This window comes from Pseudomonas sp. NUPR-001, assembly GCF_052147955.1.
Classification (GTDB): domain Bacteria; phylum Pseudomonadota; class Gammaproteobacteria; order Pseudomonadales; family Pseudomonadaceae; genus Aquipseudomonas.
Genome location: NZ_CP197353.1, coordinates 5,647,956 through 5,669,747 on the forward strand (window position 1 = coordinate 5,647,956; position 21,792 = coordinate 5,669,747).

Here is a 21,792-nt window from a genome sequence, read left to right on the forward strand (position 1 = left end):
GAGATTGATCGCGGGGCAAGCCCGCTCCCACAGGTTAGTGGATCACCTTTGTGGGAGCGGGCTTGCCCCGCGATCGCATTCAACTCAGAACCGCGACCCAGGCTCCAACAGAAAATCCATTTCCTCATCGGTACTAGGCCGATTCAAAACCAGATTGCGGTGCGGGAAGCGGCCGAAGCGGGCAATCACGCGCTGATGCTGTTCGGCATAGTCGAGAAACCCTTCGAACAGCTCCCGGTCACACTCAGGTTGGGCATCGAGCAGCATCCGGGAACGCTCGACACTGGCGTTCTGCCAATCCAGCACTTCGGCATGCTCCAGCACCAGCAGGACAAACACCCGCTGAATCGGCAGCAGCTGATAGTCCCAATCCTTCTGCAGCCCCTGCATGACCACCACCTGGGCACGCCGGTCACCCTCGAAGGCGCGCGGCGTGTCGCGGTAGATCATGCGCGGCAGTTGGTCCAGCAGCAGGATCAGCCCCAGCCAGCCTTGCGGGCTTTGCTGCCACTCATCCAGGCCGCCAGCCAGGGCGTGCTCGACCAGATCGCCGAAGCGCTCCTGCGCTTCGGCATCGTGGTGCTTGCCGAACCACAGGGTCTTCTTCTCGTCAGCGACGCTCTGAGGGCTGGTGCCCCATCCGAACCACCACTCCAGTAACGGCTGCCAAGGTGCGAGCATGACTTACTCCTGGTGATAACCGGTAACGCGCTCGACTTCCTGTTTGGAACCGAGGAACACCGCCACACGCTGGTGCAGGCTCTCAGGCTGGATGTCGAGGATGCGCTGAGTGCCGTCGGTGGAAGCACCGCCGGCCTGTTCGATGATGAAGGACATCGGGTTGGCTTCGTACATCAGGCGCAGTTTGCCTGGCTTGGAAGGCTCACGGGCATCGCGTGGGTACATGAACAGGCCGCCACGGGTCAGGATGCGGTGCACGTCGGCAACCATCGAGGCGATCCAGCGCATGTTGTAGTTCTTTTTCAGCGGGCCGGTCTCGCCTTCGAGCAACTCGCCAACGTAACGCTTGACCGGGGCTTCCCAGTGACGCTGGTTGGACATGTTGATGGCGAACTCTGCGGTGGTTTCCGGCACCTTGATGTTCTCGTGGGTCAGCACGAAGCTGCCCAGCTCGCGGTCCAGGGTGAAACCTTTGACGCCGTTGCCCAGGGTCAGGATCAGCATGGTTTGCGGGCCGTAGATCGCGTAACCGGCAGCTACCTGCTTGGTGCCCGGCTGCAGGAAGGCCTGTTCGTTGAGGCTTTCGTTCTGGCTCAGGTATTCGTTAGGGCAACGCAGTACCGAGAAGATGGTACCGACCGAGACGTTGACGTCGATGTTCGACGAACCGTCCAGCGGGTCGAATACCAGCAGGTAGGCACCTTTCGGGTATTTGCCCGGGATCTGGTAGGCGTTGTCCATTTCTTCGGACGCCATGCCGGCCAGGTGACCGCCCCACTCGTTGGCTTCGAGCAGGATGTCGTTGGAGATCACGTCCAGCTTCTTCTGCACTTCGCCCTGCACGTTTTCCGTGCCCATGCTGCCCAGAACGCCGCCCAGGGCGCCCTTGGAAACGTTGTGGCTGATCTCCTTGCACGCACGCGCCACCACTTCGATCAGGAAGCGCAGATCGGCAGGGGTACTGTTGCTGCGGGTCTGCTCAATCAAATAGCGACTCAGGGTAACGCGGGACATGTAAGGCTCCGAAGGAAGGGGGTAATAAAAACCCCCGCAGTTTACAGGGAGAGCGCAGCGCTAGCGAGCTATCCGACACGCTTGCCCGATCAGACGGCACTCAGGCCCGAGAGTTCACCCCCTCAGGCCTTGATTCACAGCTTAGTCGAGGGCTTTCCAGATCTGCGTGGCGTATTCGCGAATCGTGCGATCCGATGAGAACCAGCCCATGCGTGCAGTGTTGAGTACAGCGATACGCCACCACTGCTGAGGGTCGTGCCAGAGCGCTTCGACGCGCATTTGTGCATCCCAATAGGCGTCGAAATCGGCGCACACCAGAAAGCGGTCATGGGCCACCAGCGAATCCACCAACCCCACGTAGCGGGCTGGGTCATCCGGGGAAAACACCCCGCTGCGAATCGCCTGCAGCACGTCACTAAGCCGGTGTGAAGCGCTGATCGCAGCATTTGCACCGAAGTCGCCGCTGCGCTTGCGCGCCTCTACTTGCTGGGCGCTCAAACCGAAGATGAACATGTTTTCGGCACCCACCTGCTCGCACATCTCCACGTTGGCCCCGTCCAGCGTGCCGATGGTCAGGGCGCCGTTGAGGCCAAACTTCATGTTGCTGGTACCGGAGGCTTCGTAACCAGCAGTGGAAATCTGCTCGGAGAGGTCGGCTGCCGGGATGATGCTTTCTGCCAGGCTGACGTTGTAGTTGGGCAGGAACACCACCTTGAGCAAACCGCGCACGGTGGGGTCATTGTTCACCACACGAGCAATATCGTTGCTCAGCTTGATGATCAACTTGGCCTGGTGATAACTGGCCGCCGCCTTGCCGGCGAAAATCTTCACCCGCGGCGCCCAGCCAGCGCCCGGTTCAGCACGGATGGCCTGGTGCAGGGCCACGGTATGCAGCAGGTTCAGCAGTTGACGTTTGTACTCATGGATACGTTTGACCTGCACGTCGAACATCGCTTCCGGGTTGACCGTAATGCCCAGGCGCTCCTGAATCAGGCTGGCCAGTGCCTTCTTGCTGTGCAGGCGTTGGGCGGCAAATTGCTTGCGAAACGTGGCCTTGTCGGCAAACGGGTCAAGGTCGCGCAAACGGCCTTCGGGGTTATCCAGCACCTCCTCCCCCAGCGCCTCGACCAGCATGCCGGTCAGTTGCGGATTGGCCTGGAACAACCAACGGCGGAAAGTAATGCCGTTGGTCTTGTTGTTGATCCGCTCGGGGTAGAGCTTATGCAGTTCGGCAAACACCGTGCTGCGCATCAATTTGCTGTGCAACGCCGACACGCCATTGACACTGTGCGAGCCAAGAAACGCCAGGTTACCCATGCGCACGCGACGGCCGTTGTCTTCCTCGATCAGCGACACTGCACGCAGCACGTCGAAATCGTGAATGCCCTTGGCACGCAAGGCATCGATGTGGAAGGCATTGATCAGGTAGATGATCTGCATGTGCCGCGGCAGCAGACGTTCCATCAGGCTGACCGACCAGGTTTCCAGCGCCTCGGGCAACAGCGTGTGGTTGGTGTACGCCAGGGTCTCGACCGTCAGCTGCCAGGCGGTATCCCACGGCACTTCGTGCTGGTCGACGAGCAGACGCATCAGCTCGGCCACGGCAATCGAGGGGTGGGTATCGTTGAGCTGGATCGCGGCCTGCTGCGGCAGGTTCAACAGCGTGTCGTGCATGTTAAGGTGCCGGCGCAGCAGATCTTGCAGCGAGGCGCAGACGAAGAAGTATTCCTGGCGCAGGCGCAGCTCCTGGCCCGCTTCGGTGCTGTCGGCCGGGTACAGCACCCTTGAGATGCTCTCGGCACGCGCCACCTCGGCTACCGCCCCCAGGTGATCACCAGCGTTGAATCGCTCCAAGTGCAGCTCTTCCAAAGCCCGTGCACGCCACAGGCGCAAGGTATTAACACTGGCCCCGCGCCATCCCACCACCGGCGTGTCGTAGGCAACGGCCCGCACGGTCTCGGCAGGCCACCAGACCTGACGTTGTTGGCCATCGGCGCCTTGCACTGTCTCGACACTGCCGCCGAAGCTGATCGGGTAAATCACTTCAGCCCGCTCGAACTCCCACGGGTTACCGAAATCCAGCCAGTTTTCGGTCTGTTCCTGCTGCCAGCCATCGACCACGGCCTGACGAAACAGGCCATGTTCATAGCGAATGCCATAGCCGTGGGCAGCAATCCCCAAGGTCGACATGCTTTCCATGAAGCAAGCGGCCAAGCGGCCAAGACCACCGTTGCCCAGCGCCGCATCCGGCTCCAGCAGGCGAATGCGCTCCAGATCGACATCCAGGCCGCTAAGGGCCTCGCGGGCAATCTCCAGCAACCCCAGGTTGCTGAGGCTGTCGTACAGCAAACGCCCGATCAGAAACTCCAGCGAGAGGTAATACACCCGCTTCTGGCTCTTGCGGTAAATCTGCCGGGTGTGGTCCATCCAGTGATCGACCATGTGATCACGGGCAGCCAGGGCGATTGCTTCAAACCAGTCATGCTCAAACGCATGCTCTGGGTCTTTACCTACCGCGTAAGTCAATTTATTCAGTACAGCGGTGCGAAACGCGGCCACCTCTGCGTCACGAGCGAGTGGTTCCTGAGACATGCGACGTCCTCGATCAGGTTGACGAATGCGGATGGAGATTTCTCAGCCTAGACCGTTCGACACAGAGCGACAGTGCGGGTTCGGGTGTTTGTGCGTAAAAGCGCGATCCGGTGGTAAACAACCGGCAAATGGTTGTTCACATTTTGATCAACTCCGGTATGATCGCGCGCCTACCAAAACACCTAAAACCAGAACCTGATGAAACCGACCCTGATTGCCGCCGCCGAAGTCGACCGCCTGGAGACCTGGCAGAAGTACCAAAGCCATATGTGCGGGGGCTGCAACTCGACCTGCTGCACCTTGCCGACAGAAGTGAAAATCAAAGACCTGATCCGCATGGGCGTGGTCGATGAGTTCGAGGTGGGCGAGCCACCGAAGAACATTGCCAAGCGTTTGCAGAAGGACGGGATCATCCAGCGCTTCAACCAGAAGTCGGGGATTTTCACCCTGGCGCAGATGAGCAACGATGATTGCTTGTACCTGGATCGTAAAAGCCGCTTGTGCACCATTTACGAAACCCGTCCGGATACCTGCCGTAACCATCCACGGGTGGGGCCGCGGCCGGGGTATTGCGCGTACATTCCCAAACCTGCGGCGCGCCGCTAAACGCATCGCGGGGCAAGCCCGCTCCCACCGTAGGAGCGGGCTTGCCCCGCGATTGATTTCCAGACAAACAAAAACGCCCCCGGCCTTGCGACCGGGGGCGTTTTCGTTTCAGCCGGGCTTAGTTAGCCTTGGCTTTCTTGGCAGCGCGGGTACGCTCGCCTTCGTCGAGGATCTTCTTACGCAGACGGATCGACTTCGGCGTTACTTCACACAGCTCGTCGTCCTGGATGAATTCCAGAGCCTGTTCCAGAGTGTGACGTACTGGCGGAACCAGGGCGATGGTTTCGTCCTTGCCCGAAGCACGCATGTTGTCGAGCTTCTTGCCTTTGGTTGGGTTAACGCCCAGGTCGTTGTCGCGGCTGTTCAGACCGATGATTTGACCGTTGTAGATCTCCTGGCCGTGCTCGACGAACAGCTTGCCGCGCGCCTGCAGGGTTTCCAGGGAGTAGGTCAGGGCCTTGCCGGTTTCGACCGAAACCAGAACGCCGTTCAGACGGCCAGACATGTGGCCCGACTTCATGGTGTCGTAACGATCGAAGATCGAGGTCAGGATGCCTGCACCGTTGGTCAGGGTCAGGAACTGGTTACGGAAACCGATCAGACCACGGGCTGGAATGTTGTATTCCAGACGTACACGGCCCTTGCCATCCGGCGCCATGTTGGTCAGGTCGCCTTTACGCAGACCCATTTCTTCCATGACCTTGCCCTGAGCTTCTTCAGGGATGTCGATGGTGACGTTCTCGAACGGCTCCTGCTTGGTGCCGTTGACTTCGCGGATGATGACTTCCGGACGGCCTACAGCCATTTCGAAGCCTTCACGACGCATGGTTTCGATCAGAACCGACAGGTGCAGCTCACCACGGCCGGAAACCTTGAACTTGTCAGCCGAGTCGCCTTCTTCAACGCGCAGTGCAACGTTGTACAGCAGCTCTTTGTCCAGACGCTCTTTGATGTTACGGCTGGTGACGAACTTGCCTTCTTTACCGCAGAACGGCGAGTCGTTGACCTGGAAGGTCATCGAAACGGTTGGCTCGTCAACGGTCAGCGGCTTCATCGCCTCAACCGCGTCAGGGCTGCACAGGGTGTCGGAGATGAACAGCTCGTCGAAACCGCTGATGCAGACGATGTCGCCAGCCTGGGCTTCTTCAACGTCAACGCGGTGCAGACCGTGGTGACCCATCAGCTTGAGGATACGGCCGTTGCGCTTCTTGCCGTCGACGTCGATAGCGACAACCGGGGTGTTCGGCTTGACGCGACCACGGGCGATACGGCCAACACCGATAACACCCAGGAAGCTGTTGTAGTCCAGTGCCGAGATTTGCATCTGGAACGGACCGTCACGGTCAACAGCTGGCGCTGGAACGTTGTCGATGATCGACTGGTACAGCGGGGTCATGTCTTCAGCCATGTCGGTGTGGTCCAGACCGGCAATACCGTTCAGGGCCGAGGCGTAGACGACTTTGAAGTCCAGCTGTTCGTCGGTAGCACCGAGGTTGTCGAACAGATCGAAGATCTGGTCCAGAACCCAGTCAGGACGTGCGCCCGGACGGTCAACCTTGTTGATGACCACGATTGGACGCAGGCCGGCTTCGAACGCCTTCTTGGTCACGAAACGGGTTTGCGGCATCGGGCCGTCTTGGGCGTCGACCAGCAGCAGTACCGAGTCAACCATCGACATTACACGCTCAACCTCGCCACCGAAGTCGGCGTGGCCGGGGGTGTCGACGATGTTGATGTGGTAGCCGTTCCAGTTGATGGCGGTGTTTTTCGCCAGAATGGTAATACCGCGCTCTTTTTCCTGGTCGTTGGAGTCCATGACGCGCTCGTCGTTGAGCTCGTTACGCTCCAGAGTGCCGGACTGACGCAGAAGTTTGTCAACCAGGGTGGTTTTACCATGGTCAACGTGGGCGATGATGGCGATGTTACGCAGATTTTCGATCACTTGTGTATCTCGATCAGAGGATTCGGGTTGCCACTATTTTAAGTGGCGAATATGAATGAACGGCGCTCAGACTGCCCGGCGGTCGGGAGGGCGATGGCGGATACTTCCGCCATACAGCCCCGGCGTCTTATGCCGGACGATAAACACGCACATTGGCATGTCCCTCGCTCAGCAGGTGGTGGGCATGCAGCCGACTCATCACGCCCTTGTCGCAATACAGCAGGTACTGGCGCGTTGGGTCCAGTTCCTTGAAGCGGCTGTTGATCGCATAGAACGGCATGACTTTGACTTCGATGCCATCCAGTTCCAGCGGTTCATCTTCCTGGGCATCCGGGTGACGGATGTCGATCACGACCTGACCGGCCAGTGCCTGGCCGACTTCTTCGACCTGGATGTCCTGGCTCAGCTCCTCGATCACATGGTCGATGGAGATCAGGCGGGCGCGCTCCAGAGCGCGCTCCAGCACGGCCATGTCGAATTGTTTCTCTTCGTGCTCGATGCGGTGGCGCTTGGCGTGGGTGGTCGGGTTCACCGAAATCACCCCGCAGTATTCAGGCATGTGCTTGGCGAAGTCAGCGGTACCAATTTCCACGGCCTGGTCGATGATGTCCTGCTTGTGGGTGGCCAGCAGCGGACGCAGTACCAGTTTATCGGTGGCCTGGTCGATGATCGACAGGTTCGGCAGGGTCTGGCTGGAAACCTGGGAAATCGCCTCGCCGGTGACCAGCGCGTCGATTTCCAGGCGGTCGGCCATGTGCGCCGCCGCGCGCAGCATCATGCGCTTGAGGGTCACGCCCATGTAACTGTTGTCGACCTTGCCGAGGATCTCGCCGACCACTTCCTCGAACGGCACGCTGATGAACAGCACGCGCTGGCTGCTGCCGTATTTCTTCCACAGGAAGTGGGCAACTTCCATCACCCCCAGCTCGTGGGCACGGCCACCGAGGTTGAAGAAGCAGAAGTGAGTCATCAGGCCGCGGCGCATCATCTGGTAGGCCGCCACGGTGGAGTCGAAACCACCGGACATCAGCACCAGGGTCTGCTCCAGGGCGCCCAGCGGGTAGCCGCCGATGCCTTTGTGCTGGCTGTGGATCACATACAGGCGCTGGTCGCGCACTTCGATGCGTACCTCGACTTCGGGGTTGCGCAGGTCGATACCGGCGGCGCCGCACTGCTGACGCAGCTGGCTGCCGACATAACGGTCGACATCCATCGAGGTGAAGGTGTGGTGACCGCCTCGCTTGCAGCGCACAGAGAAGCGCTTGCCGGCCAACAGGTGACCGAAGTGGGTCTTGCACTTGGCGACGATGTCGTCGAAGTCACCCAGCGGGTACTCTTCGACCTGCAGGAAGTGGGCGATACCCGGCATGCAGGTCAGGCGCTCGGTCATCTCGCGCAGGACTTTCTCGTCCTCGACGCGGGTAACCACCTCGAGATTGTCCCAGACACCATCGACCGCCAGCTCAGGATCGAGGTCCTTGAGCACGATACGAATGTTGCGGCCCAGTTGACGGATGAAGCGCTTGCGAACCGGGCGGCTCTTGATGGTGATCTCTGGAAAGACTTTTACGATTAGTTTCATGAAAAACAGCGCGCGAGGTGCCGACTAAAAAAGTGGGGCGCGGATTATAGCGGAAATTGCTCAAGGTTTAACCAATTAATCTACAGAAGGTTTCACGCGCACTCATTTGGTGCGCTACGCACCAAAAGCGCCTCTTAAGAGTGCAGAAAACCACCGGCATTTCAGCCAAACCGCCCGTTAATGCATGAGAATCGGGCAAAACATCCAAACCGGGGCACTGGCATGCAATTTGCTCCCTTGTGAGGCAGGTTGCCTTGGCCGACTATTCGCGCCCGGCATCACCCAAATTAAAGGGCTGCACAGGCAAGCTCTACCCCACCCGGAGGACACTATGTCGAAGTCGGTTCAACTCATCAAAGATCATGACGTTAAATGGATTGATCTGCGCTTCACGGACACCAAAGGCACCCAGCACCACGTGACCATGCCAGCTCGCGATGCGCTGGAAGACGACTTCTTCGAAGTCGGCAAAATGTTCGACGGTTCCTCCATTGCTGGCTGGAAAGGCATCGAAGCCTCCGACATGATCCTCATGCCGGTCGACGACACCGCCGTACTGGACCCGTTCACCGAAGAGCCGACCCTGATCCTGGTCTGCGACATCATCGAACCTTCGAGCATGCAAGGCTACGACCGCGACCCACGTGCGATCGCCAAGCGCGCTGAAGAGCACCTGAAAGCCACCATGATCGGTGACACCGTGTTCGCCGGTCCAGAGCCTGAGTTCTTCATCTTCGACGAAGTGAAGTTCAAGTCCGACATCTCCGGCTCGATGTTCAAAATCTTCTCCGAGCAAGGCTCGTGGATGTCCGACCAGGACGTAGAAGGCGGCAACCGCGGCCACCGTCCAGGCGTTAAAGGTGGCTACTTCCCAGTTCCGCCGTTCGACCACGACCACGAAATCCGTACTGCCATGTGCAACGCACTGGAAGAAATGGGTCAGACCGTCGAAGTTCACCACCACGAAGTGGCAACTGCCGGCCAGAACGAAATCGGCGTCAAGTTCAACACCCTGGTGAAGAAAGCTGACGAAGTTCAGACCCTGAAGTACGTCGTGCACAACGTTGCCGATGTCTACGGCCGTACCGCTACCTTCATGCCTAAGCCACTGTACGGCGACAACGGCTCGGGTATGCACGTGCACATGTCGATCTGGAAAGATGGCAAGAACACCTTCGCTGGCGAAGGCTATGCCGGTCTGTCCGACACCGCCCTGTACTTCATCGGCGGTATCATCAAGCACGGTAAGGCTCTGAACGGTTTCACCAACCCTTCGACCAACTCCTACAAGCGTCTGGTACCAGGCTTCGAAGCCCCGGTCATGCTGGCCTACTCGGCCCGTAACCGTTCCGCTTCGATCCGTATTCCTTACGTGTCGAGCCCTAAAGCCCGCCGTATCGAAGCACGCTTCCCGGATCCGGCTGCCAACCCATACCTGGCCTTCGCTGCACTGCTGATGGCCGGCCTGGACGGTATCCAGAACAAGATCCACCCAGGCGACGCTGCCGACAAGAACCTGTACGACCTGCCGCCTGAAGAGGCGAAAGAGATCCCACAGGTTTGCGGCAGCCTGAAAGAAGCCCTGGAAGAGCTGGACAAAGGCCGTGCGTTCCTGACCAAGGGCGGCGTGTTCTCCGACGACTTCATCGATGCCTACATCGCCCTGAAGAGCGAAGAAGAAATCAAAGTCCGCACCTTCGTACACCCACTGGAATATGAGCTGTACTACAGCTGCTAATTCAGTGACGCCTGCGCAAGCGGCGTGACGCTACAAAAAGAGGCCTCCTTCGGGAGGCCTTCTTTTTTTCTGACAAAGGTATGCGAAGCAGCCGACAGGTAAAAAGATTGAGCCACGGCACACTCAGCGCTCCCTTTTCTGAAGGCCTTATCATGCGTACTTTCTTGCCTGTCTTACTGTTTACACCCCTGCTGCTCACCGGCTGCACCTCAACACCCTCCCCTGACAGCGAATTGCAGCGGTTGCTCAACAGCGTTGATCAACGCCTGGACATCGCCCAGGCCGTGGCCCTGAACAAATGGGACTCGGGCCAGCCCGTACAAGACCTTAGTCGCGAAGTGCAGATCATCACTAACGTTCAGGCTCAGGCGGTGCGTTTCGGCGTTGACCCACGGCGGGCGGCAATATTTTTCGGCGACCAGATTGAAGCCAACAAACTGCTCCAGTACAGCGCGCTGTCGAAGTGGCACGCCGTAGGCAGTGCACCCGGCACGCACCGCGTCGATCTGGCCATGCACTTGCGCCCGCAACTGGACCGCCTGCAGCGCAGCCTGCTCAGCGAGCTTGCAGCGTTCGATCGCAATCGTCCCGAAGATTGCCAGCGCACGGTGGCTCAGGCCATTGGCCAACGGGCAAACGACCCACAACGCGCCTTGGCCCTGGTTCGCGCCACCGCTCACCTGTGCGCCGTGCAGTAATCTTTCCTCTATGCTCTATATTGGTGCACGAAACAGCGTGCACTTGAGCGATTCAGCCCATTTTGGTTCAAGCACACTGCCGTTTTAGGGCTTTATAGCCATATTTAGCGCAAATACAGGTCTTTATCCGGCAGATCCGCTTCTTTTCGGAGCCTTGGTTTGTTTTTTGCATTTTCTTGTTACCAGCAGACAACCAGCGCCCACGACCCTGGCCCAGCCGGAGTCGTCATGAGCCAAAAGAGGTCACAGACACCCCATGACCATCAGCGATGCCCTGCACCGACTGCTACTGGACAACCTGACCACCGCTACCATCCTGCTCAATGCCGAATTGCGCCTTGAGTACATGAACCCGGCAGCGGAAATGCTCCTGGCCATCAGCGGCCAGCGTAGCCATGGGCAATTCATCAGTGAGTTGTTCACCGAGTCACCTGAAGCGCTCAACTCCTTGCGCCAGGCGGTGGAACACGCCCACCCGTTCACCAAGCGCGAAGCTCAGCTGACCTCGCTGACCGGGCAAACCCAAACCGTCGACTATGCGGTAACGCCGATCCTCAACGCCGGACGGACTTTGCTGCTGCTTGAGGTTCACCCGCGCGACCGGCTGCTGCGCATCACCAAAGAAGAAGCCCAGCTGTCCAAGCAGGAAACCACCAAACTGCTGGTACGCGGCCTGGCCCACGAGATCAAGAATCCACTGGGTGGTATTCGCGGGGCGGCGCAGTTGCTGTCGCGGGAACTCCCCGAGGAAAGCCTCAAGGATTACACCAACGTGATCATTGAAGAGGCTGATCGCCTGCGCAACCTGGTCGATCGTATGCTCGGTTCGAACAAACTGCCGTCACTGGCGATGACCAACATCCATGAAGTGCTCGAGCGGGTCTGCAGCCTGGTCGAAGCCGAAAGCCAGGGCGGCATCACTCTGGTGCGTGACTACGACCCAAGCCTGCCCGATGTGCTGATCGACCGCGAACAGATGATTCAGGCGGTGCTCAACATCGTGCGCAACGCCATGCAGGCCATCAGTGGCCAAAACGAGCTGCGCCTGGGGCGTATCAGCCTGCGCACTCGGGCCATGCGTCAGTTCACCATTGGCCATACCCGCCATCGCCTGGTGGCCAAGGTCGAGATCATCGACAACGGCCCGGGCATTCCCGCCGAACTTCAGGAAACCATCTTCTACCCCATGGTCAGCGGCCGCCCGGACGGTACCGGGCTGGGCCTGGCCATTACCCAGAACATCATCAGCCAGCACCAGGGCCTGATCGAATGTGACAGCCATCCTGGCCACACCACCTTCTCGATCTTTCTGCCGCTGGAACAAGGAGCCTCCGCCTCATGAGCCGTAGTGAAACCGTCTGGATCGTCGACGATGATCGCTCCATCCGCTGGGTTCTGGAAAAAGCCTTGCAGCAGGAAGGCATGACCACACAAAGTTTCGACAGCGCCGACGGCGTCATGAGCCGACTGGCTCGGCAGCAGCCGGACGTGATCATTTCCGATATCCGCATGCCGGGTGCCAGTGGCCTGGACCTGCTGGCGCAGATTCGTGAGCACCACCCACGCCTGCCGGTCATCATCATGACCGCGCACTCAGACCTCGACAGCGCGGTGGCGTCCTATCAGGGCGGCGCGTTCGAATACCTGCCGAAACCGTTCGACGTTGATGAAGCGGTATCGCTGGTCAAGCGTGCCAACCAGCACGCCCAGGAGCAGCAAGGCCTGGACACCGCACCGAGCCTGACCCGCACCCCGGAAATCATCGGCGAAGCGCCGGCGATGCAGGAGGTGTTTCGCGCCATCGGTCGCCTGAGCCACTCCAACATCACCGTGCTGATCAACGGTGAGTCCGGAACCGGTAAAGAACTGGTCGCCCACGCCCTGCACCGTCACAGCCCACGGGCCGCCTCACCGTTCATCGCCCTGAACATGGCGGCGATCCCCAAGGACCTGATGGAGTCCGAGCTGTTCGGCCACGAAAAAGGTGCCTTCACCGGCGCGGCCAACCTGCGCCGCGGGCGCTTCGAGCAAGCCGATGGCGGCACCCTGTTCCTCGACGAAATCGGCGATATGCCCGCCGACACCCAGACACGCCTGTTGCGGGTATTGGCTGATGGCGAGTTCTACCGGGTGGGTGGTCATGTGCCGGTCAAGGTCGACGTGCGCATCATTGCCGCAACCCACCAGAACCTGGAAACCCTGGTGCAGGCCGGCAAGTTTCGCGAAGACTTGTTCCACCGCCTGAACGTCATCCGCATCCACATTCCACGCCTGGCCGACCGTCGTGAAGACATCCCGACACTGGCGCGCCACTTCCTCGGCCGCGCCGCTCAGGAGCTGGCGGTCGAGCCTAAACTGCTCAAAGCCGAGACGGAGGAGTTCATGCGCAACTTGCCGTGGCCGGGCAACGTGCGTCAGCTGGAAAACACCTGCCGCTGGATCACCGTCATGGCCTCGGGCCGGGAAGTGCATATTGGTGACCTGCCGCCCGAGCTGCTCAACCTGCCGCAAGACAGCGCGCCCGTCACCAATTGGGAACAGGCGTTGCGTCAATGGGCTGACCAGGCGCTGAGCCGCGGCCAGTCGAGCCTGCTTGATAGCGCCGTGCCGAGCTTTGAACGGATCATGATCGAAACCGCCCTCAAGCACACCGCCGGGCGTCGTCGGGATGCGGCGGTATTGCTTGGCTGGGGGCGTAATACCCTGACGCGCAAAATCAAAGAACTGGGCATGAAAGTCGACGGTGGTGAAGAAGACGGCGACGACGAGGCCTGATTTTTTACCGATATCGCGGGGCAAGCCCGCTCCTACAGAAGACCTGTAGGAGCGGGCTTGCCCCGCGATGCTTTTTGCACCGAACCTGTGCCCCGCGCACCACCGCAAAGCACAAATCCCCCGCAAAACCCCACGCTAGACCCTTAAACCCCCTATTTCACTGGCTGCCACAAAACTGGCACACACTCTGCAATAGAATCAGTACTTCCAGTTTTGGGGGCCTTGGTACAGGCAGGCCGGGGATTCCCCTCTTTTATTCGTGCAGACGTACCTGCACACGCCAACGCCCTTCATCCTCTGCACCGGCCCAGTTGCCGTGCAGAGGACGGGCCGCCACCAGCGTCACAAGCAACCCACCATCACTTTTCTGCACCCGCCAGCTGACCGGCTTGCCCTGTTGCTGCAACTGGCCACGCGCAGCCTTGCCTTCTGCATCGAACAGCAACGCCAGGGTGCCATCGACCTCTTCGCCATGCAGCTTGGGCTCTTCGTTGAACCATAGGTCCAACCCGCCCTCCACCACCTGCACCTGTTCCAACACCCGCGGTTCAGGCGCGGTCAGGCGCCCGATCATCAGGCCCACCAACATGCCGAAGATTGCCAATGAAAACAGCACCCGTGGCCATTGTTGCGAACGGATGTCCGGTTCAGGAGTAGAATGCTCGCCATCTTTATGCTCGGAGCCGTGCATGTTTCACGTCATCCTCTTCCAACCAGAAATTCCACCGAATACTGGCAACATTATACGGCTGTGCGCCAACAGCGGCTGCGACTTGCACCTGATCGAACCCATCGGCTTCGAGCTGGACGACAAACGCTTGCGCCGCGCCGGGCTCGACTACCACGAGTACGCCAGTCTCAAGCGCCATGCCGACCTGGCAAGCTGCCTGGAAAGCCTTGGGCAACCACGGCTGTTCGCCTTTACCACCAAGGGCTCGCACCCCTATCACGAGACCAGTTACCAGCCGGGTGACGCCTTTCTGTTCGGCCCGGAAAGCCGTGGCCTGCCCGCCGAGGTGCTCGACAGTCTGGCACCCGAGCAGCGCCTGCGCCTGCCGATGCGTCCGGGTTGCCGCAGTCTGAACCTGTCCAATACCGTGGCGGTGACGGTGTACGAAGCCTGGCGCCAGCAAGGGTTTGCCTGATGTTGATCGCGGGGCAAGCCCGCTCCCACAGGTTGAACCTAATCCCTGTGGGAGCGGGCTTGCCCCGCGATAGAGCCCCATGAAAAAAGCGCCCATCGGGGCGCTTTTTTCAGTTCCTCACACTGCTTATTGCAGCGAAGGTGCTTCACCTGCTTCCTGCATGCGCTGCATTTCTTGCGCGTACAGGGCATCGAAGTTGACCGGCGAAAGCATCAGCGCCGGGAACGAGCCACGGGTCACCAGGCTGTCCAGCGCTTCGCGCGCGTACGGGAACAGGATGTTCGGGCAGAACGCACCCAGGGTGTGGCTCATCGAAGCCGCATCGAGGTTCTTGATCAGGAAGATACCGGCCTGCTGAACTTCAGCAATGAACGCCACTTCGTCGCCGTTCTTCACGGTAACCGACAGGGTCAGTACGACTTCGTGGAAATCGCCTTCCAGGCCTTTCTGCTTGGTGTTCAGGTCCAGGGCAACGCTCGGTTCCCACTGCTGACGGAAGATCGCCGGGCTTTTCGGCGCTTCGAACGACAGGTCGCGCACATAGATGCGCTGCATGGAGAACTGTGGTGCGCTTTCGTCGGCTGCAGCAGCGTCGTTGTTCTGTTGGTCAGTCATGACAGATCCTTCTTTGCAGGGTCTTTAATAAGGGTTCTGGTTCAAGCCTTGAGCAGGCCGTCGAGTTTACCGGCGCGCTCAAGGGCATACAGGTCGTCGCAACCGCCGACGTGGGTGCTACCAATCCAGATCTGCGGCACCGAAGTACGGCCGGCCTTCTGGCTCATCTCGGCGCGCACTTGCGGCTTGCCATCGACCTTGATTTCCTCGAATGCCACGCCTTTGCTCTGCAGCAGGTGCTTGGCGCGTGAGCAATAAGGGCAGTAGTCACTGGAATAGACGATGACGTCGCTCATTTCACTTCACCAACGGCAGGTTATCGGCTTTCCAGCTCGACACGCCACCCGACAGTTTGGCAGCGGTGAAACCAGCCTTGAGCAGTTCACGGGCCGTGGTGCCAGCGTGCTGGCCCATGGCATCGACCACGATCAGGGTCTTGTTGGCTTTATGCTTTTCCAGCTCGCCGATACGGGCAGCGAACTTGTCCTGCGGAATGTTCACGGCGCCGACGATGTGGCCAGCGGCATAGTCCTTGGCCGAACGGATGTCGATAACCAGGCCTTTTTCGCTGTTGACCAGAGCGGTCAGCTCGCCGGTGCTCAGGCTGCGTCCGCCTTTGCGCGCTTCGGTAACGATCAGCAGCACCAGCAGAACGACGAAGGTACCAACCAGCAGGTAGTGGTTTGTTGCGAATTCAATCAGGTGAGCAACCATCGGAGGGTGTTCCAGGCCATTAAAAATGTCGGCCAGTATACACAGCCCCCAAGGTCGGCCAAAGCCCGCCCGACCGGCTTGTCGCCAGTAATTCTCATCCAGGCGCTACTGTCCGTCGGCCAGCGCCCGCTGGTGAACAAGGTTAATTCGTCATTCATGGCCAATTTGCCCTAAAATGCGTGTCTTTATCATCTGAACAACCGTGAGTTCTATTGATGACGAGCACGCCCAAGCCTTTGGTCCTGATCATCCTGGATGGTTTCGGTCACAGCGAAAGCCACGAATACAACGCCATCTACTCGGCCAACACGCCGGTTTACGATCGTCTGCGCGCCACCCGGCCGCATGGCTTGATCTCCGGCTCCGGCATGGACGTCGGTTTGCCTGACGGGCAGATGGGTAATTCCGAGGTCGGCCACATGAACCTCGGTGCCGGTCGCGTGGTGTACCAGGACTTCACCCGCGTCACCAAAGCCATCAAAGACGGTGAATTCTTCGACAACGCCGTGCTCTGCGGTGCCGTCGACAAAGCCGTGGGTGCTGGCAAGGCTGTGCATATCCTTGGTCTGCTCTCCGATGGCGGCGTGCACAGCCACCAGGACCACCTGATTGCCATGGCTGAACTGGCAGCACAGCGCGGCGCCGAAAAGATTTACCTGCACGCCTTCCTCGACGGTCGCGACACACCGCCGAAAAGCGCGCAATCGTCCATCGAACTGCTCGACGCCACCTTTGCCAAGCTGGGCAAAGGCCGCATCGCCAGCCTGATCGGCCGCTACTACGCCATGGACCGCGACAACCGCTGGGACCGCGTATCGACGGCCTACAACCTGATCGTCGACAGCGTTGCCGACTACACCGCCGACAGCGCCCTGGCCGGCCTTGAAGCCGCCTACGCTCGCGACGAAAGCGACGAGTTCGTCAAAGCCACGCGCATCGGTGAGGCGGTCAAGGTCGAAGACGGCGACGCCGTGATCTTCATGAACTTCCGCGCTGACCGCGCGCGCGAACTGTCGCGGGTGTTTGTCGAAGCCGACTTCAATGAGTTCCCCCGTGCCCGCCTGCCGAAACTGGCGGCCTACATCGGCCTGACCCAGTACTCGGCAAAAATTCCGGCACCGGCCGCTTTTGCCCCCGGCAGCCTGAATAACGTGCTTGGCGAATACCTGGCGAAGAACGGCAAGACCCAGCTGCGTATCGCCGAAACCGAGAAGTACGCCCACGTCACCTTCTTCTTCTCCGGCGGTCGCGAAGAACCGTTCGAAGGCGAAGAACGCATCCTGATTCCGTCGCCAAAGGTTGCCACCTACGATCTGCAACCGGAAATGAGCGCACCGGAAGTCACCGACCGTATCGTCGAGGCCATTGAGCAGCAGCGCTACGACGTGATCGTGGTCAACTACGCCAACGGCGACATGGTCGGCCACAGCGGCGTGTTTGAAGCGGCAGTGAAAGCGGTCGAAGCCCTGGACCTGTGTGTTGGCCGCATTGTCGATGCCCTCGACAAAGTCGGCGGCGAAGCGCTGATCACTGCCGACCACGGCAACGTCGAGCAGATGGAAGACGCCTGCACCGGCCAGGCGCACACCGCTCACACCACTGAGCCGGTGCCGTTCATCTATGTTGGCAAGCGCGACCTGAGCGTGCGCGAAGGCGGCGTGCTGGCCGACGTGGCACCGACCATGCTCAAGCTGCTGGGCCTGGAAAAGCCGGCGGAAATGACCGGCACCTCGATTCTCGTCTGAAGGCTCAAGCCGCAAGTGATGAGCGTTAAGCGGCAAGAAGCAGCGTGTTTGCACGCCCTTCCTGCCGCTTGAACCTTAAAAGTTATCGCTAAAGCCGACCAATGCCTCAATGCATATGCCTTGAGGCGTTTTTTTTGGCGTCTATGGCGGGCATACTAGGCCAGTCTCTATCCCTGGTGTCGCCCACTCCATGTTTCGCGCCCTGATCCTACTCGCCCTGTCTTGCCTGCTCAGTCCGGCGTTTGCCGATGAGCGCGCGCAAACCCAGCAGCAACTCGACGCTACGCGTCAGGACATTGCCGAGCTGAAAAAAATGCTCGGTCAGTTGCAGCAGGAAAAATCCGGTGTGCAGAAAGACCTGCGCAGCACTGAAACCGATATCGGTAAGCTGGAAAAGCAGGTGGAGGCCCTGCAGCAGGAACTAAAAAAGACCGAGGGCGAGCTGGAGCGCCTTGATCACGAGAAAAAAAAACTCCAGAGCGCCCGCGTTGAACAACAACGCCTGATTGCCATCCAGGCCCGTTCGGCCTACCAGAACGGCCGTGAGGAATACCTCAAGCTGCTGCTCAACCAGCAGAACCCGGAAAAATTCGCCCGCACCCTGACCTATTACGATTACCTGAGTCAGGCGCGCATGACGCAACTGCGTAACTTCAATGAGACGCTGCGCCAGCTGGCCAACGTCGAGCAAGACATCAGCCTGCAACAGGCGCAGTTGCTGGCTCAACAAGGCAACCTCGACGCCCAGCGCCAGGAACTGGAAAAAGTCCGTGTCGAGCGCCAACAGGTGCTGGCCAAGCTGAACAACGACGTCAAAGCCCGCGACCAGAAGCTCCAGGCCCGTGAACAAGACCAGGCCGACCTGACCAAGGTCCTCAAGACCATCGAGGAAACCCTGGCCCGCCAGGCACGTGAAGCCGAGGAAGCTCGGAAAAAAGCCCTGCTCGCAGCCCAGGAAGCGGAAAAACAGCGCCAGCGCGAAGCCCTGGCCGCCAGCAGTAGCAGCACCCCGAGCAAACCCAAGTCGATGCCCGGCCCGCTGGTTTCCAGCAACGGCGAAACCTTCGGTGGCGCTTTTTCTTCGGCGCGGGGAAAACTTCCATGGCCAGTTAATGGTCGATTACTCGCCCGCTTTGGTGAAACCCGGGGTGACGATTCACGGGCAAAGTGGGATGGTGTGATGATCAGTGCCTCACCCGGCAGCCAGGTACGCGCCGTACACGGTGGCCGAGTAGTGTTCGCCGACTGGTTGCGTGGCGCTGGACTTCTGGTCATTCTCGACCATGGTAATGGTTACCTGAGCCTCTACGGCCATAACCAGAGCCTGCTCAAGAGCGCCGGAGACGTCGTCAAGGCCGGTGAGGCGATTTCCACCGTCGGCAACAGTGGCGGCCAGGACAACTCAGGGCTGTACTTCGCCATCCGCCAGCAAGGTCGCCCCAGCGACCCCGCACAATGGTGCCGTGCCCAGGGATAGGTACCACCCCCTATTTGACGGCCTAGCGTGACATCGCGCTGTGCCGAGGCTCCAGCCGGAGCGCTACCAGGATCAGGAGTTCGTTCGACATGCTGCATTTGCCTCGCCTCACCTCACTGGCCCTGACCATCGCCGTGGTCCTCGGTGCGCCTCTGGCCCATGCGGCCGAGCCGACCAAGCCGACCACTGTGCCGGCCACGACGGTATCGGCGGCGGCCAAGGCGCCGTTGCCACTGGAGGAGCTGCGCACCTTCGCCGAGGTCATGGACCGGATCAAGGCAGCCTATGTCGAACCCGTCGACGACAAGACCCTGCTGGAAAACGCCATCAAGGGCATGCTCAGTAACCTCGACCCGCACTCGGCCTACCTTGGCCCGGAAGACTTCCAGGAGCTGCAGGAAAGCACCAGCGGCGAGTTTGGCGGTTTGGGCATCGAAGTCGGCATGGAAGACGGTTTCGTCAAAGTCGTATCGCCGATCGACGACACGCCAGCCTCGCGCGCCGGCATCGAAGCCGGTGACCTGATCGTCAAGATCAACGGCCAGCCGACCCGTGGCCAGACCATGACCGAAGCCGTCGACAAGATGCGCGGCAAGATCGGCGAGAAAATCACCCTGACCCTGGTCCGTGATGGCGGCACTCCATTCGACGTCACCCTTGCCCGTGCAGTCATTCAGGTCAAGAGCGTCAAGAGCCAGCTGCTCGAAGATGGTTACGGTTACATCCGCATCACCCAGTTCCAGGTCAAGACCGGCGAAGAAGTCGGCAAGGCGCTGGCCAAACTGCGTAAAGACAACGGCAAGAAGCTGCGCGGCCTGGTCCTGGACCTGCGCAACAACCCCGGCGGCGTTTTGCAATCTGCAGTAGAAGTGGCTGACCACTTCCTGACCAAAGGCCTGATCGTCTACACCAAAGGCCGTATCGCCAACTCCGAGCTGCGCTTCTCGGCCGACCCTGCCGACGCCAGCGAGGGCGTGCCGCTGGTGGTGCTGATCAACGGTGGCAGTGCTTCGGCGTCGGAAATTGTCGCCGGTGCCCTGCAAGATCAGAAGCGTGGCGTGCTGATGGGTACCGACAGCTTCGGTAAAGGCTCGGTGCAAACCGTTCTGCCGCTGAACAACGATCGCGCCCTTAAGCTCACCACCGCGCTGTACTACACCCCGAACGGCCGCTCGATCCAGGCCCAGGGCATCATCCCCGACATCGAAGTGCGCCAGGCCAAGCTGACCGCCGAAGCCGACAGCGAGAACTTCAAGGAAGCCGACTTGCAGGGCCACCTGGGCAACGGCAACGGTGGTGCCGACCGTCCAACCGGCAGCACCAAGCGCAAAGAGCGTCCGCAAGACAACGACTTCCAGCTCAGCCAGGCCCTGAGCCTGCTCAAAGGCCTGAGCATCACCCACAGTAAGTGACAGCCTGCATGCGTTACCTGCTGGTCTTGCTGTACCTGTTGAGCGGCGCCGTGATCGCGGCGCCTGCTCAACCGGGCAAGGCTTATATGAGCATCATCATCGACGACCTCGGCCAGAGCACGGCCCGGGACAGCCGCACCTTGGCCCTGCCCGGCCCGGTCACCCTGGCGATCATGCCCGATACCCCGCACGCGACCGAATTCGCCCGCCAGGCTCACAAGGCAGGTAAAACGGTGATCCTGCACATGCCCATGGACCCTGCCACTGGCCCCTATGCCTGGCACCCCGGCACCACCATGCCAGCGCTGGCGCAGCGCCTGGACGCCGCCCTGGCCAAAGTGCCGTACGCTGCGGGGATCAACAACCACATGGGCAGCCGCATGACCTCGCAACCTGAGCCCATGGCCTGGTTGATGGGCGAACTGCAACGCCGCCACCTGTTCTTCGTCGACAGCCGCACCAGTGCCGCTACCGTGGCTGCCGCCAAGGCCCAGGCCACCGACCTTGCACATGTCTCGCGGGATGTATTTCTGGACGATGTGCGCACCACCGAAGCAATCGCCAGCCAACTGCAATCGGGCGTCGAGCTGGCACGCAAACAAGGCTCGGCGGTGTTGATCGGCCACCCTTATCCACAAACCCTCGAGGTGCTGGAACGGGAAATGCCCCGGCTGAAAAGCCAGGGCATCGAACTGATCAACATCCAACAGATGATTGCCGAGCGCAGCAACCAGGCCATGCCCGCACACGGCAGTCATGGCCTGTATCGCAATCGCTGAGACCAGTCAGGCAAACGGAATCATCCCGTCGACATCGGACAAGACCAGATTGCCCCGATAGACCGCCAGCAACTCACGGGAGTCACTGTGCGCCGCCTCAATCTGGACTTTCCGGCCAATCAATCGCTGCGACCAGATTTTCAGGTGCCCTTTCACAAACTGACGTGCCGGAATTGCCGCCGTCTTGTAGTGAAAATGCGCTTCCCAAATTGCCGTACCTGCCTGGTCGTCCCGCGATAGCGAACTGCCTGTCACACCGCTATCGCGGGCCAAGCCC

The 21,792-nt window shown here is 60.0% G+C and carries 20 protein-coding genes; 10 read left to right on the forward strand and 10 right to left on the reverse strand.

Annotation, left to right across the window (positions count from 1 at the left end; genetic code table 11):
- Nucleotides 1-84: 84 nt before the first annotated feature.
- From ACP6KB_RS25950 to ACP6KB_RS25960, 3 genes are all read right to left on the reverse strand, one after another.
- Complete coding sequence (locus ACP6KB_RS25950) at nt 85-681, reverse strand: DUF924 family protein (protein ID WP_442110442.1); 597 nt, start codon at nt 679-681, stop codon at nt 85-87.
- Between the two features lie 3 nt (nt 682-684).
- On the reverse strand, nt 685-1,695 hold the full coding sequence (locus ACP6KB_RS25955; protein WP_403042320.1) for a class 1 fructose-bisphosphatase: 1,011 nt from the start codon (nt 1,693-1,695) through the stop codon (nt 685-687).
- Between the two features lie 141 nt (nt 1,696-1,836).
- On the reverse strand, nt 1,837-4,287 hold the full coding sequence (locus tag ACP6KB_RS25960) for a glycogen/starch/alpha-glucan phosphorylase (RefSeq protein ID WP_442110444.1): 2,451 nt from the start codon (nt 4,285-4,287) through the stop codon (nt 1,837-1,839).
- 198 nt (nt 4,288-4,485) lie between these two features.
- On the opposite strand from ACP6KB_RS25960, the gene ACP6KB_RS25965 reads away from it, so the two are divergent.
- On the forward strand, nt 4,486-4,893 hold the full coding sequence (locus tag ACP6KB_RS25965; RefSeq protein WP_442110446.1) for a YkgJ family cysteine cluster protein: 408 nt from the start codon (nt 4,486-4,488) through the stop codon (nt 4,891-4,893).
- A 118-nt stretch (nt 4,894-5,011) separates the two neighbouring features.
- Here the strand turns inward: ACP6KB_RS25965 and typA are convergent, their stop codons facing one another.
- A complete protein-coding gene (gene typA / locus ACP6KB_RS25970) occupies nt 5,012-6,835 on the reverse strand; it encodes a translational GTPase TypA (RefSeq protein WP_442110448.1) in 1,824 nt (607 codons plus the stop codon).
- 127 nt (nt 6,836-6,962) lie between these two features.
- The gene (thiI, locus tag ACP6KB_RS25975) at nt 6,963-8,417 is read right to left on the reverse strand and encodes a tRNA uracil 4-sulfurtransferase ThiI (RefSeq protein ID WP_442110450.1); all 1,455 of its coding nucleotides are present in this window, start codon (nt 8,415-8,417) and stop codon (nt 6,963-6,965) included.
- Between the two features lie 331 nt (nt 8,418-8,748).
- Here thiI and glnA point away from each other — a divergent pair, with 331 nt between their 5' ends.
- The 4 genes from glnA (at nt 8,749) to ntrC (ending at nt 13,628) form a co-directional block, all read left to right on the forward strand.
- Nucleotides 8,749-10,155, forward strand: coding sequence for a type I glutamate--ammonia ligase (glnA, locus tag ACP6KB_RS25980; RefSeq protein ID WP_442110452.1), 1,407 nt, complete (start codon nt 8,749-8,751; stop codon nt 10,153-10,155).
- A gap of 152 nt (nt 10,156-10,307) precedes the next feature.
- Nucleotides 10,308-10,853 carry a chorismate mutase gene (locus tag ACP6KB_RS25985; RefSeq protein ID WP_442110454.1) on the forward strand — a complete coding sequence of 182 codons (546 nt, stop codon included), beginning with the start codon at nt 10,308-10,310 and terminating at the stop codon, nt 10,851-10,853.
- A 256-nt stretch (nt 10,854-11,109) separates the two neighbouring features.
- On the forward strand, nt 11,110-12,195 hold the full coding sequence (gene glnL, locus ACP6KB_RS25990; RefSeq protein WP_442110456.1) for a nitrogen regulation protein NR(II): 1,086 nt from the start codon (nt 11,110-11,112) through the stop codon (nt 12,193-12,195).
- Nucleotides 12,192-13,628 (forward strand): nitrogen regulation protein NR(I), encoded by a 1,437-nt coding sequence (gene ntrC / locus ACP6KB_RS25995; RefSeq protein ID WP_442110458.1) that lies wholly within the window; start codon nt 12,192-12,194, stop codon nt 13,626-13,628. The genes glnL and ntrC overlap by 4 nt, the downstream gene beginning before the upstream one ends.
- Before the next feature lie 253 nt (nt 13,629-13,881).
- Here the strand turns inward: ntrC and ACP6KB_RS26000 are convergent, their stop codons facing one another.
- Nucleotides 13,882-14,319, reverse strand: coding sequence for a hypothetical protein (locus ACP6KB_RS26000; RefSeq protein ID WP_442110460.1), 438 nt, complete (start codon nt 14,317-14,319; stop codon nt 13,882-13,884).
- Here ACP6KB_RS26000 and trmL point away from each other — a divergent pair.
- Nucleotides 14,318-14,773, forward strand: a complete 456-nt coding sequence (trmL, locus tag ACP6KB_RS26005; RefSeq protein WP_442110462.1) for a tRNA (uridine(34)/cytosine(34)/5-carboxymethylaminomethyluridine(34)-2'-O)-methyltransferase TrmL — start codon at nt 14,318-14,320, stop codon at nt 14,771-14,773. The two genes, ACP6KB_RS26000 and trmL, sit on opposite strands and share 2 nt — an antisense overlap.
- 126 nt (nt 14,774-14,899) lie before the next feature.
- Here the strand turns inward: trmL and secB are convergent, their stop codons facing one another.
- The 3 genes from secB to ACP6KB_RS26020 are packed head-to-tail and all read right to left on the reverse strand — an operon-like array spanning nt 14,900 to nt 16,102.
- The gene (secB, locus tag ACP6KB_RS26010) at nt 14,900-15,388 is read right to left on the reverse strand and encodes a protein-export chaperone SecB (protein WP_442110464.1); all 489 of its coding nucleotides are present in this window, start codon (nt 15,386-15,388) and stop codon (nt 14,900-14,902) included.
- A gap of 41 nt (nt 15,389-15,429) precedes the next feature.
- Entirely contained in the window at nt 15,430-15,684 is a 255-nt protein-coding gene (gene grxC, locus ACP6KB_RS26015; RefSeq protein WP_442110466.1) for a glutaredoxin 3, read from the reverse strand.
- Between the two features lies 1 nt (nt 15,685).
- Nucleotides 15,686-16,102, reverse strand: a complete 417-nt coding sequence (locus tag ACP6KB_RS26020; protein WP_442110468.1) for a rhodanese-like domain-containing protein — start codon at nt 16,100-16,102, stop codon at nt 15,686-15,688.
- Nucleotides 16,103-16,317: 215 nt separating this feature from the next.
- On the opposite strand from ACP6KB_RS26020, the gene gpmI reads away from it, so the two are divergent.
- The 4 genes from gpmI (at nt 16,318) to ACP6KB_RS26040 (ending at nt 21,515) form a co-directional block, all read left to right on the forward strand.
- Nucleotides 16,318-17,847, forward strand: coding sequence for a 2,3-bisphosphoglycerate-independent phosphoglycerate mutase (gene gpmI / locus ACP6KB_RS26025; RefSeq protein WP_442110470.1), 1,530 nt, complete (start codon nt 16,318-16,320; stop codon nt 17,845-17,847).
- Between the two features lie 190 nt (nt 17,848-18,037).
- Nucleotides 18,038-19,324, forward strand: a complete 1,287-nt coding sequence (locus ACP6KB_RS26030) for a murein hydrolase activator EnvC family protein (protein ID WP_442110472.1) — start codon at nt 18,038-18,040, stop codon at nt 19,322-19,324.
- An 89-nt stretch (nt 19,325-19,413) separates the two neighbouring features.
- Complete coding sequence (locus ACP6KB_RS26035; RefSeq protein WP_442110474.1) at nt 19,414-20,736, forward strand: S41 family peptidase; 1,323 nt, start codon at nt 19,414-19,416, stop codon at nt 20,734-20,736.
- 8 nt (nt 20,737-20,744) lie between these two features.
- Complete coding sequence (locus ACP6KB_RS26040) at nt 20,745-21,515, forward strand: divergent polysaccharide deacetylase family protein (protein ID WP_442110476.1); 771 nt, start codon at nt 20,745-20,747, stop codon at nt 21,513-21,515.
- Nucleotides 21,516-21,521: 6 nt separating this feature from the next.
- Here the strand turns inward: ACP6KB_RS26040 and ACP6KB_RS26045 are convergent, their stop codons facing one another.
- Nucleotides 21,522-21,788: a hypothetical protein gene (locus ACP6KB_RS26045; RefSeq protein WP_442110478.1), complete on the reverse strand. Its 267-nt coding sequence runs from the start codon at nt 21,786-21,788 to the stop codon at nt 21,522-21,524.
- Nucleotides 21,789-21,792: the final 4 nt, after the last annotated feature.

Excerpts from the sequence above, each read along its gene's own strand:
- ACP6KB_RS25950 (WP_442110442.1), bottom strand. The coding sequence starts at position 681 with ATGCTCGCACCTTGGCAGCCGTTACTGGAGTGGTGGTTCGGATGGGGC.
- ACP6KB_RS25955 (WP_403042320.1), bottom strand. The coding sequence starts at position 1,695 with ATGTCCCGCGTTACCCTGAGTCGCTATTTGATTGAGCAGACCCGCAGC.
- ACP6KB_RS25960 (WP_442110444.1), bottom strand. The coding sequence starts at position 4,287 with ATGTCTCAGGAACCACTCGCTCGTGACGCAGAGGTGGCCGCGTTTCGC.
- ACP6KB_RS25965 (WP_442110446.1), top strand. The coding sequence starts at position 4,486 with ATGAAACCGACCCTGATTGCCGCCGCCGAAGTCGACCGCCTGGAGACC.
- thiI (WP_442110450.1), bottom strand. The coding sequence starts at position 8,417 with ATGAAACTAATCGTAAAAGTCTTTCCAGAGATCACCATCAAGAGCCGC.
- glnA (WP_442110452.1), top strand. The coding sequence starts at position 8,749 with ATGTCGAAGTCGGTTCAACTCATCAAAGATCATGACGTTAAATGGATT.
- ACP6KB_RS25985 (WP_442110454.1), top strand. The coding sequence starts at position 10,308 with ATGCGTACTTTCTTGCCTGTCTTACTGTTTACACCCCTGCTGCTCACC.
- glnL (WP_442110456.1), top strand. The coding sequence starts at position 11,110 with ATGACCATCAGCGATGCCCTGCACCGACTGCTACTGGACAACCTGACC.
- ntrC (WP_442110458.1), top strand. The coding sequence starts at position 12,192 with ATGAGCCGTAGTGAAACCGTCTGGATCGTCGACGATGATCGCTCCATC.
- trmL (WP_442110462.1), top strand. The coding sequence starts at position 14,318 with ATGTTTCACGTCATCCTCTTCCAACCAGAAATTCCACCGAATACTGGC.
- ACP6KB_RS26000 (WP_442110460.1), bottom strand. The coding sequence starts at position 14,319 with ATGCACGGCTCCGAGCATAAAGATGGCGAGCATTCTACTCCTGAACCG.
- secB (WP_442110464.1), bottom strand. The coding sequence starts at position 15,388 with ATGACTGACCAACAGAACAACGACGCTGCTGCAGCCGACGAAAGCGCA.
- grxC (WP_442110466.1), bottom strand. The coding sequence starts at position 15,684 with ATGAGCGACGTCATCGTCTATTCCAGTGACTACTGCCCTTATTGCTCA.
- ACP6KB_RS26020 (WP_442110468.1), bottom strand. The coding sequence starts at position 16,102 with ATGGTTGCTCACCTGATTGAATTCGCAACAAACCACTACCTGCTGGTT.
- gpmI (WP_442110470.1), top strand. The coding sequence starts at position 16,318 with ATGACGAGCACGCCCAAGCCTTTGGTCCTGATCATCCTGGATGGTTTC.
- ACP6KB_RS26030 (WP_442110472.1), top strand. The coding sequence starts at position 18,038 with ATGTTTCGCGCCCTGATCCTACTCGCCCTGTCTTGCCTGCTCAGTCCG.
- ACP6KB_RS26035 (WP_442110474.1), top strand. The coding sequence starts at position 19,414 with ATGCTGCATTTGCCTCGCCTCACCTCACTGGCCCTGACCATCGCCGTG.
- ACP6KB_RS26040 (WP_442110476.1), top strand. The coding sequence starts at position 20,745 with ATGCGTTACCTGCTGGTCTTGCTGTACCTGTTGAGCGGCGCCGTGATC.